The organism is Enterobacter sp. C4G1, from assembly GCF_052886895.1.
Map to the genome: position 1 here is coordinate 101,932 of NZ_JBQVVV010000002.1, position 16,694 is coordinate 118,625.

The window sequence follows — 16,694 nt, forward strand, 5'->3', positions numbered from 1 at the left end:
TTTTTGGTTATGAATTAAAGAACGCCAGCGTCTTCTCCAGCGATTTGGCCTGTTCGTCCAGCGACATGGCCGCCGCAGAGATCTGCTGAACCAACGACGCATTCTGCTGGGTCGTGCTGTCCATCTGATTGACTGCTGTGCTGACCTGGCTAATGCCCCGGTTTTGCTCGTCCAGCGCCTGTACAATCTCGTTAATCACCAGATGAACATGTGAAACGGCCTCAATGATCTGTTTCATCATTCCACCGGTTTCGTTAACCAGCTCAACCCCTTTACTGACGCGACCCGAAGACTCGGCAATCAGTTGCGAGATCTCTTTGGCCGCACTGGCGCTGCGCTGGGCAAGGTTACGTACTTCACCTGCCACCACGGCAAAACCGCGTCCCTGTTCGCCTGCCCGGGCTGCTTCCACGGCGGCATTCAGCGCGAGGATATTGGTCTGGAAGGCGATACCGTCCACGATGCTGTTGATCTCACCAATCTTACGTGCGCTCTCGTCGATTTCGCCGATAACCTCCACCACTTCATTCACCAGCATTTCGCCGTGACCGGCAATGGTAGCCGCCTGGTCGGTGAGGCGCGTCGCCTTATGTGCATTGTCGGCGTTGTTTTTCACCGTGACAGAAATTTCCTCCATGCTGGCGGCGGTTTCCACAATGGCGGCTGCTTGTTCTTCGGTGCGGGACGCCAGGTCGAGATTACCGGCCGCAATTTCGCTGGTACCGCCATGCACAGAATGGCTGGCTTCGTTGATGTTATCGACGATGCGTTTAAGCTGCATCTGCATGGTGTGCAGTGCGTAAAAAATGCTGCTGGTATCGCCCGCCCGCACAGGAATAGCGTTGTTCAAATCTCCTCTGGCAACCGCAAGGGCGATCCCTGCGGCCGCTAAAGGCTCTCCACCAACCGGCCGATCCACTTTGCGGGTAAAGATTTGCGCCATCACCAGGCTCACCACCACGATGCTTAACACCATCAGAATAATGGCTTTAAGCAAAAACTGGCGCGCTTCGGACATCACTTCACTCACCGGCGTCACGATGGCCAGCTTCCACGGCGTCTGGCTGTTGCCGATATTAATTGTCTGCCAGGTAATAAACGCCTCTTCTTTCAGCAGCGGGTCGTCGGCGCGTGAAACCTCGCGGCCTGTCACTTTACCGGAGTAAGGTTTACCTACTGCGCCTTTATCAGGGCTGGAGACCACGTTATTGCCAGCCGAAAGGAGCAGAGCGTAGCCTGTGCCGTTCCAGGGTTTAATGGCCCCAATCATTTTTTGCAGCGTGGCGAGCGAGAAATCAGACGTCACAGACCCCAGAAACTGCCCATTGTGCATGACAGGTGCCGCAATCGAGGTGAGCATCACATCCACGCCGTTATAGGGGTAGATATAGGGCTCGATGATGACATCTTTCTGGCGCTGCTTTGGCAGCAGATAGTAGTCGCCGCTGCCCGGCGTTTCGAAGTCGGTCAGCAGGTGTAAAGCTGGTTTACCTGTGGCATCGCGGTCAACGTAACGAGCGTAGCGGCCTGCCGCATCCTCACCGCTCTGACCGGCAAAGCTGGCATCTTTGTCGTCAAAAGCATTGGGCTCAAAAGCCATCGACATGGACAGAAAATTGGGGTGAGCCGCGAGATAATGAACCAGCAACTGGTTTAGCCCCTGGCGCCCGGGGATCCCCGCGTCACGCAGCGCCAGCGCGCTGTTGCCAATATCATGGGCGGCAGCTAGCGCGGAATCCATCTGCTTGCTGACCTGTAACGACTGAACCTGGGCAATTTGCTGGACGTGTTTTTTAGCCAGCTGTTCCTGCTGAGCCATCCATTGCCACATCATAAAACCAATCGTTGCCGTAAAACCCACCGTCACGGTGATGAAAATGGATAACAGCATCAACGTCTTGACTCTTATTCTTTGCTTCTGGACCATGGCGTTTTTCATTCTCTTCTCCCGTAAAGTTGTGCCTGGCGGGCAGGCACAGATCATTTATCGGATATATCGTCATTTTTCTGTATAGCGGAGAGTTTATTTAATTTAAATTTTACAAATCATAAAGCCTTTCATTTTATGTGGTTTATATTAATTTGTGCCATAAATCAAAATAGCGCTCGATAATGATCGATATACTCGTGTAGAAAGAGGATGCTTATAACAATAAGGCCGATAAGGAGGGCGGTATATGTACGCATTTATCGCAAGACAACCCATTTTTAATACGGACATGAATACCATTGCGTATGAATTGTTGTTCAGAGATGGGATGAATAACCGCTTCCCGGATGTGTCGGCGGAATATGCCACATCCCGGATGATTTCTGACCAATTCTTATGTGTTCCGTCCCAGCGGATCGCAGGCGCACTGACGTCGTTTATTAATTTCCCCTCACACATGGTCATCAATCGCAGCGGGGAAGCGCTGGATAAAGATAACGTGGTCATTGAAATCCTTGAAGACGCCATACCCGGAGAAGAGCTTCTTCAGGCCGTCAAAGAAATGAATGCTAATGGTTATCGTTTTGCGCTGGATGATTTTACTCTGGCGGCTGAATGGGATGTTTTTTTACCCTATATTTCGATACTGAAATTTGACGTAAGGAATAATACCTTAGCGCAAATTGAAAATTATTTGCAACACCGTAAAAACCTGACCGGACATATTAAGTATCTTGCTGAAAAAGTTGAGACTAAAGAGGAATTCGAGAAATATCGCGATGCAGGATTTTCACTTTTTCAGGGATACTTTTTTTGCCGTCCGGAGATCATTAAATATAAACGCTTATCGCAAAACCAGCTGGCAATTTTCCGGCTTCAGGTGGAAGTGGGACGCAATAAACCCGATTTCAGGATAATTGAGTCGTTGATTAAAACTGACCTCACGTTGTCCTATAAGATCATGCGGTATATGAAACACACCGCATTTAAATATGCAGGAGCCTGTAATTTCAGTAAGTTAACCCTGAGCGAAGTGCTCATGTATCTGGGTGAAAACCAGCTCAGACGGTTTGTGGCGGTCGTGGTGCTGGCCAGTGCAGGCACTGATACCGTCAACGAACTTTACCCTCTGAGCATGATGCGGGGCAAATTCTGCGAGCTGGTGGCTGAGAAAATGGATGAGCCAATGCTGGCTGAAAATGCGTTTATCTGCGGCTTGTTCTCGTTACTCGATACCATCCTTGAATTGCCGATGACGGAGTTGATGAAGCAAATTGCGGTGCCGCAAAGTGTGAGCAATGCGCTGTGTCATCAGGAAGGCGTGTTGGCCGAAATGGTATCGCTTTGTCGTTTGTACGAACAGCAGAAGTGGAGTGATGCGGCCAAAATGTGCAATGCGCTGGGGCTGTCAGAGGAAGAGGTTATCGAGGCTATGCGAATGGCAACGCTCTGGGCCGGGGAGAATGCTGTTAATTAATCCTTCCTCACTCCGTGCAGACGGAGTGAGGAAGAACGTGATGCCGATTAGCGGCCAGCTTTTAACTTCTGGTAATAGTCTTCGTAAAGGCGGCTCGCGTCGCCAACATCATTCTGCCATTCGCCTTTACTGATTGTGTCGGCATCCGGATACAGGGACTTATCGTTTGCGACTTCCGGGCTTAGCAGTTTACGCGCGGCCAGGTTTGGCGTTGGATAACCGATGGTTTCGGCAACCTGTTTTGCCACGTCCGGGCGCAGCAGGAAGTTGATAAGCTTAAGTGCACCCTCAACGTTTTTGGCGTTAGACGGAATAGAGAGGCTGTCCATCCAGAAGATCCCGCCCTCTTTTGGCCAGACAACTGTCAGCGGCGTACCGGCCTGACGCGCAACCCAGGCGGAGCCATTCCAGACCATCCCGAGGTTCACTTCACCTTCCATATACGGGTTAGCCGGGTTATCAGAGTTGAACGCCGCCACATTTGGCATCAGTTTTTTCAGCTCGTTATAGGCGGCTTCAATCTCTTTCGGATCGATGGTGTTACCGGAATACCCCAGCTTACGCAGTGCTATCTGGAACACTTCGCGCGCATCGTCGGTCAACAGCAGGCTGCTTTTATACTCAGGCTTCCACAGATCTGCCCAACTGGTGACGGTTTTCGGGTCAATGGCGTCACTGTTGATCCCAATGGCCGTTGCACCCCAGATATACGGAATGGAGTAGTCATTATTCGGGTCGAACGGCTTGTTGAGCATCTGCGGATCGAGGTTATTGAAGTGGGACAACTTCGTTTTATCGATCTTCTGGATCATGCCCTCTTTGCGCATTTTGTCGACGAAATAGGTCGATGGAACCACCAGGTCGTACGCGCCATCTTTGTACGTTTTGAGCTTGGCGTACATGGTTTCATTCGACTCATAGGTGGAATAGATAACCTTGATGCCGGTCTCTTTGGTGAACTGTTCCAGTAGACCAGGCGGCACGTACTCGGTCCAGTTGTAGAAATATAGTGTTTTGCTGTCATCAGCGTGCGCCGTGCTCATACCCAGCACCAGCGCCGCAGCGGCAAACATTTTTTTCATTTCGATGTCCCCAGAGATTTTGTTTTATCACGCGCAACAAGTTGGCTGGCAATAACCATAACCAGCGATAACACCAACAGAATAGTCGCCAGCGCGTTCACCTCAGGCGAAACGCCAACTTTCACCATCGAGTAAATCTTCAACGGCAGAATTTCATAGCCAGGCCCGGTCACGAAAGAGGAGACCACAACGTCATCCATCGACAAGGTAAAGCTCAGCAGCCACCCGGCGGCAACGGCAGGCATTGCCAGCGGTAGTATGATTTTGCGCAGGATAGTCATCTCGCTGGCACCCAGATCCTTCGCCGCTTCAAGCATCCTGACATCAAACCCTTTCAGACGCGAGTAGACGGTGACCACCACAAACGGCAGGCAGAAGGTGATATGGGAAAACAGTAACGACCAGAAGCCAAGCTGTATACCCAGCAGCATAAACAGCACCAGCAGTGAAATCGCCATCACGATATCTGGCGACATCATCACCACAAACAGCATCCCACTGACGAACGGTTTGCCGCGAAAGCGGTAGCGATAGAGCGCCACCGCGGTCAGGGAGCCTATCAGCGTGGCAAAGGTTGCAGAGACGATAGCCATCGTCAGCGAGTGCTGAGCCGCCTGCAACAGGCTGTCGTTGTTCATCAACAGGCTGTACCAGTTGGTCGTGAAACCTTGCCAGTTGATCCCGAAACGCGAGCTGTTAAACGAGTTCACGATCAAAATGATAATCGGGATGTATAAATAGGCATAAATGGCGGTCATAAAACCGCCGCGAAGCAGTCGACCGATCATTCGAGTTCCACCTTCTTGTTCAGTAAACGTGCGGCGCGCCAGTACACCAGCAGCATCAGGCCCATTACCAGTGTCAGGGTAATGCTGGTGGCAGAGCCGAACGGCCAGTCACGGATGTTAAGGAACTGACTCTTAATGACGTTACCAATGAGCAAGTTTTTCGCCCCGCCCATCAGGTCGGAAACGTAGAACAGCCCCATGGCAGGTAGCATCACCAGCAGACATCCGGCAATAATCCCCGGCATGGTCAGTGGAAGAATGATGCGGATAAAGGTTTGCAGCCTGTTCGCCCCCAGATCCTTCGCGGCTTCCAGCAGCGGCTTGTCGAGCTTTTCAATGCTAGAGTAGAGCGGCATTACCATAAACGGCAGCAATATGTACACCAGACCAATGATCACCGCCCCTGGCGTAAACATGATACGCACAGGCGTATCGATCACTCCAAGCCAGAGCAGAAATTCATTCATGTACCCTTTGGTACTGAGGAATAACTTCAGCCCGTAAATACGGATTAATGAGTTGGTCCAGAAGGGAACTATCAGTAAAAAAAGCAACAGGGGACGCACTTTCTGCGGCAGTCGCGCCAGAAACCACGCAAAGGGATAGCCCAATACCAGACAGGCGACGGTCGCTATCAGCGCCATATTGAGCGAATGCAGCAGCACCTCAAAATAGAGCGGGTCGAGCAGGCGTGAGTAGTTGTCCAGCGTAAATACCAGCGTAACGAAATTGGCATCATCACGGGTTAAGACGCTGGTCGCAATAATCATCAGGTTGGGTAAAAAGACAAACAACACAAGCCAACCGACGATAGTGGCAATCACCACATTCTGGAATTTACTTGTGTTCTTCATCAGCCAGTACAACCTCCCAGCTTTCTACCCAGTTAATAACCATTTTCTGATTGAGGGAGTGGTCAAAGTCAGGGTCGTCCTCGTTAAAGAATTCGCTGACCATCACCATTTTGCCATTTTCCAGCTCAACCACGGACTCCAGGGTCATCCCTTTGTAGTTCCGTTCCCGGATATAGCCGATAAGCCCTTCGGCATCCGCCTGATGGTGGATCTCATCGACGCGCAAGTCTTCCGGGCGCAGCAGCACATTCAGTTTTTGCCCCTGCTGAACATCAAAGTTCACGTAGATATTGCATTCGCGACCTTCAACATTTGCCCGCACCCGCTGTTCGTCCAGGCGCTCAATCACCATTGCGTTGAAGATATTGATCTCGCCGATGAAGCTTGCCACAAACAGGTTTTTGGGCTCTTCGTAGATTTCGCGGGGCGTACCGTCTTGCTCAATTTTGCCGTCACGCATCACCACAATGCGGTCTGACATGGTGAGCGCTTCTTCCTGATCGTGGGTCACGAAGACAAACGTAATGCCAAGCTTACGTTGCAGTGCTTTCAGCTCATTTTGCATCTGTTTGCGCAGTTTATAATCCAGCGCCGAGAGGGATTCATCCAGCAGCAGCAGGCGCGGCTTGTTGACCACGGCGCGCGCAATGGCGACACGCTGCTGTTGACCACCGGAAAGCTGATGCGGTTTACGCTGGGCAAACTCTTCCAGCTGCACCATTTTCAGCGCGTCGGTCACACGGGGTGGGATCTCGTTTGCCGGCGTTTTTTGCATCCGCAGGCCAAACGCCACGTTCTCAAACACGGTCATGTGCGGGAACAGGGCATAGCTCTGAAAGACGGTATTGACGTGACGTTCTTCGGCAGGAACCTGGGTTATATTGAGGTTCTCAAGGTGGATGTGGCCGTTATCGACATTTTCCAGCCCGGCGATAAGGCGCAATACGGTTGTTTTGCCGCAGCCTGAAGGGCCAAGCAGCGTAAGAAACTCACCGTCATTGATGGTCAGATTGAGATCGGAAATCACTTCTTTACCATCAAAGCTTTTACGAATTCGTTCCAGTTGCACCAGCGGCGAAAGGGAACGGGGTTGTGTATTCAATTTTTGCGCTGTCCCATATAGACGCTCCGGGTGGCATTCCGAAGCGGGGTTTGTGTGTAACCACCTTGGTGACTCTTAATGAGGGCGGACATTTTACGGCAAACCACTGTAATCGCCAATCCTTGTCACTGATTCATAAGCTACATTTATTATCGCACCTCAGCATAAACGGAAAAAATTCTCGTTTGCGGGATAAAAGTGACCTGACGCAATATTTGCGTTTTGATGCTTATTGATAATGTTGTCACAAAAAGTGAGGGTGACTGCATGGATAAATTACTTGAGCGTTTTTTACAGTACGTTTCGCTGGATACCCAATCTAAACCGGGTGTCCGACAGGTGCCGAGCACCGAAGGTCAGTGGAAGTTATTAAACCTGCTGAAAGGGCAACTCGAGGAGTTGGGGCTGGTCAACGTCACACTCAGCGATAAAGGCACTGTGATGGGGACGCTGCCTGCGAATGTCGACGCAGAGATCCCGGCCATCGGCTTTATCTCCCATGTCGATACCTCACCGGATTTTAGCGGTAAGCATGTTAACCCGCAGATTGTCGAAAACTACCGCGGCGGTGATATTGCGCTGGGCATTGGTGATGAAGTGCTCTCTCCGGTGATGTTCCCGGTATTGCATCAGCTGCTGGGGCAAACGCTGATCACCACCGACGGTAAAACCCTGCTGGGTGCGGATGACAAAGCCGGTGTTGCCGAGATAATGACGGCGCTGGCGGTACTGAAAGGCAAAAATATCCCGCACGGCGATATCCGCGTGGCATTCACGCCAGATGAAGAGGTCGGTAAGGGCGCGAAGCATTTTGATGTTGAAGCCTTTAACGCGCAATGGGCCTATACCGTTGACGGCGGCGGCGTTGGCGAACTGGAGTATGAAAACTTCAATGCGGCGTCGGTCACTATTAAAATTGTGGGCAACAACGTACATCCAGGCTCGGCAAAAGGGGTGATGGTGAATGCGTTGTCGCTGGCGGCACGCATTCATGCAGAAGTCCCGGCAGAAGAGAGCCCGGAACTGACCGAAGGGTATGAGGGGTTCTACCACCTGACCAATATCAAAGGCACCGTGGACAGCGCGCAGATGCACTACATTGTCCGCGATTTCGACCGCAAAGCCTTTGAAGCCCGCAAGCGCAAGATGATGGAAATCGCCAAAAAGGTGGGCAAGGGGCTGCACCCTGATTGCTATATTGAGCTGATCATCGAAGACAGCTATTACAATATGCGCGAGAAGGTGATGGAGCATCCGCATATCCTTGATATCGCCCAGCAGGCGATGCGGGACTGCGATATTGAACCCCTGTTGAAACCGATTCGCGGCGGCACCGACGGCTCGCAGCTTTCGTTCATGGGACTACCGTGCCCGAACCTGTTTACCGGCGGGTATAACTACCACGGCAAACACGAATTCGTGACGCTGGAAGGCATGGAGAAAGCGGTGAAAGTGATCGTGCGGATCGCGGAGTTAACGGCGAAACGGTAGCCACGTTAAGCCGGGTGGCGGCTACGCCTTACCCGGCCTACGTTCAAATTTTAGGCCCGGTAAGCGCAGCGCCACCGGGCGTTAAGACGACTCAGTCCTCAAAGAACCAATACCCGCTGTTCACCAGCGCGGCCAGCATCGCGAGGAATGACGGGTCTTCCAGTGCATCGCCAAAGGTATCGGCAGTCAGCACCATATTGTTGGCGATGGATCCCAGTGCCGGGCGGTGCGGAGAATCCAGCTTCTCGCCGTTAACGAAAACATCTTCGTCAATGCGCAGCACGCGTAATCCACCCAGACGAACCAGCTTATCGCCCTGTTGCAGCGCATCATAAATTTCGTCGGCCTGGTATGGCGGTTCCGGCGGCGCAACGTCCAGCTCGTGACGGGACTGGCTGACAAACTCACCAAACCACTGTCTGAAATGTTCAGGTTCGTTAATCAAATCCAGCATCATCCCGCGCAACTTATCCAGCTCCTGCGGCAGGATATCGGCCGGATGCTCACGTGCCGGTACATCCGGGTCGCTGTAACGATAGCTGCCCAGCTCACGCTGCAACACGTAGTCGGCAAAACCGCTGATCATTTCCCGGCCGCTTGGCGCGCGGAAACCAACGGAGTAGTTCAGGGAGTTTTCCAGCGAGTAACCTTCATGCGGGAATCCAGGTGGAATATAGAGAATGTCGCCAGGCTCCAGCTCCTCGTCGATAATCCCTTCAAATGGATCTACCTGAAGCAGGTCCGGATGCGGGCAGTGCTGTTTCATCGGCACTTTCTCACCCACGCGCCAGCGGCGGCGACCGGTACCCTGAATGATAAACACGTCGTACTGATCCAGATGCGGGCCAACGCCACCGCCGGGAACGGAGAAGGAGATCATCAGATCGTCCATTCGCCAGTCGGGCAGGGCGCGGAACGGACGCATTAACGCTGCGGTAGGTTCATGCCAGTTGTTGACCGCCTGAACCAGTAAAGACCAGTTGTTTTCACCCAGGTGATCGTAGCTTTCGAACGGACCGTGGCTGACTTGCCATTTCCCGTCCTGGTGGCTTACCAGGCGGCTGTCCACTTCGTTTTCCATTGCCAGACCGGCCAGCTCATCAGGTGAGATGGGGTCGACGAAATTGCTGAACCCGCGCTTCAGAACGACCGGGCGTTTTTGCCAGTAGCGTTCAATAAATTCGGGCCAGTTAAGTGTTAAGTGATATTCCATATTTTTTTATTCCGCAGGCTCTTACTGAAACGGATTATAACGGAAGCAGCAGAGACTGGGTGCGAGATCCTCGCATTTTTCACATAACGGATTAACTATCGTTCGATGTGGGTTGTTGACGACCAAAAATAGCTTCCATTCGTGCGCCACCCAGCAAGCTTTCGCCAGTTTCAATCTTGCCATCGTATTGATCAACAATCTCCAGCGCGACAGATAAACCAACGCCCTGGCCCGGGCGCAGCGTGTCGGCTCGTTGCCCGCGGTCAAAAACGACATCGCGTTTATTGCGCGGAATTCCCGGGCCGTCATCCTCAACAATAATATGCAGCTCGTTTTCTGTCTGTCGGGCAGACACCTCCACAAACTCCAGGCAATATTTGCACGCGTTATCGAGCAGATTCCCCATCACTTCCATAAAATCATTTTTCTCACCCACAAAGCTGATTTCCGGGGAGATATCGAGGCTGATATTTACCCCTTTGCGTTGATAAACTTTATTCAGCGCGGAAGTGAGGTTATCCAGCAGAGGAGCAACCGGATGCAATTCACGGCTTAACAATGCGCTACCGGAACGCATACTGGCACGATGCAGGTAATAGCCGATTTGCTGCGAAATACGACTGATCTGCTCAAGCATCACCGGCTCGGCATCATCGACGCTGAGCTTCGCGCTGCGCATTGAGCGTAACGTGCTTTGCATCACCGCAAGCGGTGTTTTCAGACTGTGTGTCAGGTCGGTGAGGGTGGTGCGGTATTTATCGTAGCGTTCGCGCTCGCTTTTGAGCAGGCGGTTAAGGTTACGTACCAGGCTCGTCAGTTCGCGGGTGGTGTCCGGGTTGAGCTTCTCACGGTGATGCTCTTCCAGTTCGCGCACCTCTTTTGCCAGCGACTCGATAGGGCGCAGGCTCCACCAGGCGGCCAGCCAAAGCAGAGGGATGACCAGCAACAGGTTGGCTGCCAGAACGTAAATGAACCAGCTCCACACCTTATAGGAACGTTTTAGTTCAACCGGAATAGTGTCGATCACCACGATGGTCAACTGCGGCATGTGCGTTGTCGCAGGATAAAGGTTAATGGCGACGGAGTGCGTCATCTCCGTTTCGTTATCATCTGCACGGATCTCATCCAGTCGCTGTTGGAGGGAGAGATCGTTACGGATCAAGGTGCTGGAGGCGTTAAGATCGGCTTCTATTTCATGAAAACCGTTAGTTTTGAGCCACTCCGGGCGGATGCGCTGGACAAGCCAGGGAACATCACGCTGCGCCCACAGCAATTTCCCCTTTTCATTGTAAATCAATGCCATGGTAGGGCTTTGCTGATTCAGGTTTTCCGGCATGTCCACGCTGATGTGGTCATCTTCCCACTTTGCCAGGGTGTAAAACAGGTTACTTTCACCGCGCAGCAGGCGAAATGTGGTTTTATCAAAACTAACGCTATACCCGACCAGGGCGACCATGCCATAAGACAAGGAGAGCACCAGCACAACGGCTGCGGTCGCCAGCAGAAAACGAACCCGCAGCGAGAGAGGTAAAATATGGCGGAGTATCCTTTTCATTTAGCGTAATTCGAACAGATAACCCTGGCCACGAACGGTGGTTATCACATCCTGGGGATACTGAGCCTGGATTTTTTTACGTAAACGTCCCATCAGCACATCAATGGTGTGGCTCTCGCGCAGTTCGGCATCTGGGTAAAGCTGGAGCATCAGCGAATCTTTGCTCACCACTTTGCCGCTATTGCGGATAAGCGTTTCCATGATGGTGTATTCGAACGCAGTGAGTTTGATGACTTCGTCGTCAATGGAGAATTCACGGCGGGAGAGATCAACCAGGAAGGGAGGAATAGAGATAACCTGCGATGCCAGCCCACTGTTACGACGCAACAGTGCCTGCATCCGCGCGGCCACTTCTTCAATATGGAACGGCTTGGTCACGTAGTCATCTGCGCCAGCACTGAGCACTTCGACTTTATCCTGCCAGCCTTCGCGGGCGGTCAGCACCAGAACCGGCAATGAAACGTCATGACTGCGCCAGCGACGAATCAGCGACAGACCGTCTTCATCCGGCAATCCTAAATCGACGATGGCAATATCAGGCAGGTGTTCATTGAGATAATAATCGGCTTCTTTTGCATCTTCGGCATCATCCACCTGATGTCCCATCTCCTGAAGTTGTACTTTCAGGTGATGGCGTAGCAATGCATTATCTTCAACAACCAATACGCGCATCATCTCTTCTCCCTAAATTAATGGTATGAATAGTTTAACGCCGATTATGTTGTCGTGGGGATAAACATTTATTAAACCGGGGAAAAGCAACCCTCTTTCCGGGCGGAAAGAGGGTAGAAGGAGGATTACTTCAGTTCATCAACCATGGTGATGGCGCGACCGATGTAATTCGCCGGAGTCATTTCTTTCAGACGTGTTTTCTCTTCTTCCGGCAGTTCCAGGCTGTCGATAAACTGTTTCATACCTTCAGCATCAACGCGTTTACCACGGGTCAGCTCTTTCAGTTTTTCGTATGGCTTCTCAATGCCGTAACGACGCATTACGGTCTGGATTGGCTCTGCCAGTACTTCCCAGTTGTGATCCAGTTCGTCCAGCAGACGATCGCGGTTCACTTCCAGTTTGCTCACGCCTTTCAGGGTGGACTGGTAAGCGATCAGCGCATAGCCGATACCCACGCCCAGGTTACGCAGAACGGTGGAGTCGGTCAGGTCACGCTGCCAGCGAGAAACCGGCAGTTTGCTCGCCATATGTTGCAGTACGGCGTTTGCCAGTCCCAGGTTGCCTTCGGAGTTTTCGAAGTCAATTGGGTTCACTTTATGCGGCATGGTGGAAGAGCCGATTTCACCGGCGATGGTTTTCTGCTTGAAGTGGTTCAGCGCGATGTAACCCCATACGTCACGGTCGAAGTCGATCAGAATGGTGTTGAAACGAGCGATGCAATCAAACAGCTCGGCGATGTAGTCGTGCGGCTCGATCTGGGTGGTGTACGGGTTCCACTGGATCCCAAGAGACGTGACGAACTCTTCGCTGAACTGGTGCCAGTCTACTTCAGGGTAGGCGGCGATGTGGGCGTTGTAGTTACCGACTGCACCGTTGATTTTACCCAGAATTTCAACCTGCTCCAGTTGGCGGTACTGGCGCTCCATACGGTACGCCACGTTTGCCATCTCTTTACCCATGGTGGATGGGGTGGCTGGCTGGCCGTGGGTACGGGAAAGCAGCGGAATATCACGATATTCAACGGTCAGAGCTTTCACCGCATCGATGATTTTGCGCCAGTAAGGCAGAACCACGTCTTTGCGCGCGGTAGAGAGCATCAGCGCGTGAGACAGGTTGTTAATATCTTCTGATGTGCAGGCGAAGTGAATGAATTCAGACACCGCGTGCAGAGCAGGCACGGCGGCCACTTTCTCTTTCAGGAAATACTCAACCGCTTTCACGTCATGGTTGGTGGTGCGTTCGATGGTTTTAATGCGCGCGGCATCTTCTTCGTTGAAGTCAGCAACGATTTTATCAAGGTAATCGTTTGCCTGGGCGTCAAAAGCAGGAACTTCCTTGATTGCTGCCTGGGCGGCCAGCTTTTGCAGCCAGCGTACTTCAACCTGTACACGGAACTTCAGCAGGCCATATTCGCTGAAGATCCCGCGCAGCGCGCTGACTTTATCGCCGTAGCGTCCGTCGACAGGGGAAACGGCGGTCAGTGAGGATAATTCCATAATTCGCAACTCCGGGAGGTTAACAATGAGCAAGAATTTGTTTTGCCTGAGTTGTCAGGCGATTACGAGAAAACATTAATTGCAGGCGGCCTCCGCCGACCTGATGCCACAGAACGGCAGCACGAATGCCAGCCAGCAGCGAGGCGCGAACCTTCGCCTGCACTTGTGGACTTTGCAGTACGGCAGGGGAGCCGGTGACCTGGATGCGCGGCCCCAGTGGGCTTACCACATCAACATAGATGCCTGCCATGGCGCTCAGCAGGGTTTCAGATTGCAGATCGAAGTGATCGAGCTGACGCTGTAACCCGCCAATGCGGTCGCCGAGGGTATCCAGAGCCCCTTTGGCGGCATTTAATTTTCGTTCCAGTACCATCAGGCTTAGCGTGTAACGAGTCAGTTCCGCGTTTAAACCCTGACGGTTGCTGGCGTTAAGTACGCCGAGCAGCGTCTCAAGACCGAGGCGAAGATTGGTTTCACTGCCACCGAAAACACCCAACGTAGAGCCAGGGTTAAGGTCGATAACGCTGTTCAGTGAAACGTGCAGGGCGTCAGCGTCGCAATGACCCTGATGCGCAAGCTGTTGCACCAGACGGGCTGACTGGCAAATTCCCGCCAGTGCCAGGGTGATGTCGTAATAATTCTTCGCCACACGTTCTCCTTTATGTGTGCAATCGCTGTTAAACAGCGGGCAGCGGCAGGCGCTGTTCGATGATCCCACCACCCAGGCAAACTTCACCGCTATAGAAAACGGCAGACTGACCCGGGGTGACGGCAGCAACAGGTTCGTCGAAACGCACTTCGATGCGATCGTCATCCAGTGCGGTAACAGTGCAAGGAATATCGGTCTGACGGTAGCGTGTTTTTACGGTGCAACGCAGCGTGCCTGTTACCGGCTCACGATCCACCCAGTGCAGCTGCTGGGCGATAAGACCAACAGACATCAGACGCGGGTGATCATGGCCCTGAGCCACGATCAGAATATTGTTTTCAACATCTTTGTCGACGACGTACCACGGATCTTCGCTACCTTCTTTTGTACCGCCGATACCCAGACCTTTACGCTGGCCGAGAGTGTGATACATCAGGCCCTGATGCTGGCCAATCTCTTCACCGTCAACGGTGACAATTTTACCCGGCTGGGCAGGCAGATAACGACCGAGGAACTCACGGAATTTGCGCTCGCCGATAAAACAGATGCCGGTGGAATCTTTTTTCTTCGCGGTGATGAGATCAAGCTCTTCGGCAATTTTACGCACTTCTGGTTTTTCCAGCTCGCCGACCGGGAACAGGCTCTGGGCAATCTGCTCGTGGCTAAGTGTATAAAGGAAGTAGCTCTGATCTTTGTTGCCATCCAGGCCACGCAGCAGCTGGCTTTTGCCATTCACATCTGCGCGACGCACGTAGTGCCCGGTCGCAATGTAATCTGCGCCCAGATCTTCTGCGGCGAACTCCAGGAAGGCTTTAAATTTGATCTCTTTGTTGCACAGAATGTCCGGGTTTGGGGTACGACCGGCTTTGTACTCTTCAAGGAAGAGTTCAAACACGTTGTCCCAGTATTCTGCGGCAAAGTTAACGGTATGCAGTTCGATGCCGAGCTTATCGCACACGGCCTGCGCATCGGCAAGATCCGCTGCGGCCGTGCAGTATTCCTCGCCATCGTCTTCCTCCCAGTTCTTCATGAACAGGCCCTCCACCTTATAGCCCTGTTGTTGCAACAGGTAGGCGGAAACGGAGGAGTCGACACCGCCGGACATGCCGACGATCACTTTTTTCTGGCTGTTATCTGACATGGAATACTCACGACATTGAACTTCAAGGCGGCATATTCTATCACGCGCCCCCACCATTGACACCCTCTGTAAACGGCCAGTTAAATTCTGCAACGATCTCTAGCGGCAGACGGTTTCCGTTCTGATAACAACGAATGCTCTCAGCAACAAGCGGTGAACGCAGGTTTGGCGCGTTCAGGATCTCGTCGGCAGTGACCCACAGGCAGCGATCGATATCGTCATCATGCGGTTCAGTGGCGCACGTTTCGTTAAGCTCAATGGCAAATAAGAAGCGCAGGAACGGCGTGCGGTCGGGGGCAATCCACTGATGCATACGAATGAAATGCTGCGGATCTGCATAAATGCCTGTTTCTTCCCACAGCTCGCGGCGTGCTGCCTCAACCAGTGTTTCGTCCGCTTCAAGATGGCCGGCAGGCTGGTTCCAGAGCGCCTTTCCGTTGATGGTTTCTTCAACGACCAGGAATTTACCCTGCGCGTGCACCACACAGGCAACGGTGACATGAGGTTTAAACATGTTTTCTCCTTAAGGGGCAACGTCTCGCCATTCGCCGTTCGCCAGCGTTTCCAGAGTGTAGTTGCCCATGGCGTAGCGAATCAGACGTAGGGTAGGGAAGCCGACGTGGGCCGTCATGCGCCGAACCTGACGGTTGCGGCCTTCATAGAGGGTGATTTTGAGCCAGCTTGTCGGAATCGATTTACGTTCGCGGATGGGCGGGTTACGCGGCCAGAGCCACTCTGGTTCATTCACGCGTTCAATACCTGCCGGCAGGGTTGGCCCGTCGTTCAGCGTGACGCCGCTGCGTAATATTGCCAGCGTCTCGTCATCCGGCTCGCCTTCCACCTGTACGTAGTAAATTTTGCCGGTGCGTTTCCCGGGTTGCGTAAGTTTCGCCTGCAACGCGCCGTCGTTGGTTAAGACCAGAAGACCTTCACTGTCCCGATCCAGACGTCCGGCCGCGTAGACCCCATGAACAGGAATGTAGTCCTTCAACGTGCTGCGCCCGGCTTCATCGGTAAACTGCGGCAAAACATCGTAGGGTTTATTGAACAAAATAACCCGCTTCGGCTGGTTTTCCTGTGGTCTTCTGGCTGGTTGTCGCGAGCTGAATCGCTCAACCCGGTGTTTTGTAAAAGAAGTTTTCTTCATGGTATTTTCAGGCGTTATCAATTGCCGCATTATAGCCTAATAACGAAGACCTTTCATGGCGCAGGACAATCAGGTACTATCGAAAGGCTCATTACAA

15 protein-coding genes are annotated in these 16,694 nt (G+C 52.5%); 2 read left to right on the forward strand and 13 right to left on the reverse strand.

Annotation, left to right across the window (positions count from 1 at the left end):
* Positions 1 to 7 precede the first annotated feature (7 nt).
* Entirely contained in the window at positions 8 to 1,939 is a 1,932-nt protein-coding gene (locus ACT9TW_RS14275; RefSeq protein WP_446492788.1) for a methyl-accepting chemotaxis protein, read from the reverse strand.
* A gap of 238 nt (positions 1,940 to 2,177) precedes the next feature.
* Here ACT9TW_RS14275 and ACT9TW_RS14280 point away from each other — a divergent pair, with 238 nt between their 5' ends.
* Positions 2,178 to 3,407 (forward strand): EAL and HDOD domain-containing protein, encoded by a 1,230-nt coding sequence (locus tag ACT9TW_RS14280; protein WP_446492789.1) that lies wholly within the window; start codon positions 2,178 to 2,180, stop codon positions 3,405 to 3,407.
* A 47-nt stretch (positions 3,408 to 3,454) separates the two neighbouring features.
* Here ACT9TW_RS14280 and potD read toward each other — a convergent pair whose 3' ends face one another.
* From potD to potA, 4 genes are read right to left on the reverse strand one after another with little or no spacing between them, the layout of a single operon-like run.
* Positions 3,455 to 4,489: a spermidine/putrescine ABC transporter substrate-binding protein PotD gene (potD, locus tag ACT9TW_RS14285; protein ID WP_446492790.1), complete on the reverse strand. Its 1,035-nt coding sequence runs from the start codon at positions 4,487 to 4,489 to the stop codon at positions 3,455 to 3,457.
* Positions 4,486 to 5,277 carry a spermidine/putrescine ABC transporter permease PotC gene (potC, locus tag ACT9TW_RS14290; RefSeq protein WP_446492791.1) on the reverse strand — a complete coding sequence of 264 codons (792 nt, stop codon included), beginning with the start codon at positions 5,275 to 5,277 and terminating at the stop codon, positions 4,486 to 4,488. Before potC ends, potD begins: the two co-directional genes overlap by 4 nt.
* Positions 5,274 to 6,131, reverse strand: a complete 858-nt coding sequence (gene potB, locus ACT9TW_RS14295) for a spermidine/putrescine ABC transporter permease PotB (RefSeq protein ID WP_446492792.1) — start codon at positions 6,129 to 6,131, stop codon at positions 5,274 to 5,276. The genes potC and potB overlap by 4 nt, the downstream gene beginning before the upstream one ends.
* Positions 6,115 to 7,233, reverse strand: coding sequence for a spermidine/putrescine ABC transporter ATP-binding protein PotA (potA, locus tag ACT9TW_RS14300; RefSeq protein ID WP_446492793.1), 1,119 nt, complete (start codon positions 7,231 to 7,233; stop codon positions 6,115 to 6,117). Before potA ends, potB begins: the two co-directional genes overlap by 17 nt.
* Before the next feature lie 267 nt (positions 7,234 to 7,500).
* Here potA and pepT point away from each other — a divergent pair, with 267 nt between their 5' ends.
* Positions 7,501 to 8,724, forward strand: a complete 1,224-nt coding sequence (gene pepT / locus ACT9TW_RS14305; RefSeq protein WP_446492794.1) for a peptidase T — start codon at positions 7,501 to 7,503, stop codon at positions 8,722 to 8,724.
* A gap of 91 nt (positions 8,725 to 8,815) precedes the next feature.
* On the opposite strand, the gene ACT9TW_RS14310 is transcribed toward pepT, so the two are convergent.
* The 8 genes from ACT9TW_RS14310 to rluE all read right to left on the reverse strand — a co-directional run bounded on the left by ACT9TW_RS14310 (position 8,816) and on the right by rluE (position 16,627).
* Positions 8,816 to 9,937, reverse strand: coding sequence for a ribosomal protein uL16 3-hydroxylase (locus ACT9TW_RS14310; protein ID WP_446492795.1), 1,122 nt, complete (start codon positions 9,935 to 9,937; stop codon positions 8,816 to 8,818).
* 91 nt (positions 9,938 to 10,028) lie between these two features.
* Complete coding sequence (gene phoQ / locus ACT9TW_RS14315; protein ID WP_182060555.1) at positions 10,029 to 11,492, reverse strand: two-component system sensor histidine kinase PhoQ; 1,464 nt, start codon at positions 11,490 to 11,492, stop codon at positions 10,029 to 10,031.
* Positions 11,493 to 12,164 carry a two-component system response regulator PhoP gene (gene phoP / locus ACT9TW_RS14320; protein WP_446493836.1) on the reverse strand — a complete coding sequence of 224 codons (672 nt, stop codon included), beginning with the start codon at positions 12,162 to 12,164 and terminating at the stop codon, positions 11,493 to 11,495. It lies immediately after the preceding gene.
* A 125-nt stretch (positions 12,165 to 12,289) separates the two neighbouring features.
* A complete protein-coding gene (gene purB / locus ACT9TW_RS14325; protein WP_446492796.1) occupies positions 12,290 to 13,660 on the reverse strand; it encodes an adenylosuccinate lyase in 1,371 nt (456 codons plus the stop codon).
* A gap of 19 nt (positions 13,661 to 13,679) precedes the next feature.
* A complete protein-coding gene (gene hflD, locus ACT9TW_RS14330) occupies positions 13,680 to 14,309 on the reverse strand; it encodes a high frequency lysogenization protein HflD (RefSeq protein ID WP_014069825.1) in 630 nt (209 codons plus the stop codon).
* 28 nt (positions 14,310 to 14,337) lie between these two features.
* Positions 14,338 to 15,450, reverse strand: a complete 1,113-nt coding sequence (gene mnmA / locus ACT9TW_RS14335) for a tRNA 2-thiouridine(34) synthase MnmA (protein ID WP_446492797.1) — start codon at positions 15,448 to 15,450, stop codon at positions 14,338 to 14,340.
* Between the two features lie 40 nt (positions 15,451 to 15,490).
* Entirely contained in the window at positions 15,491 to 15,964 is a 474-nt protein-coding gene (locus tag ACT9TW_RS14340; protein ID WP_446492798.1) for an NUDIX hydrolase, read from the reverse strand.
* A 9-nt stretch (positions 15,965 to 15,973) separates the two neighbouring features.
* Entirely contained in the window at positions 15,974 to 16,627 is a 654-nt protein-coding gene (rluE, locus tag ACT9TW_RS14345; protein WP_446492799.1) for a 23S rRNA pseudouridine(2457) synthase RluE, read from the reverse strand.
* Between the last annotated feature and the right edge of the window lie 67 nt (positions 16,628 to 16,694).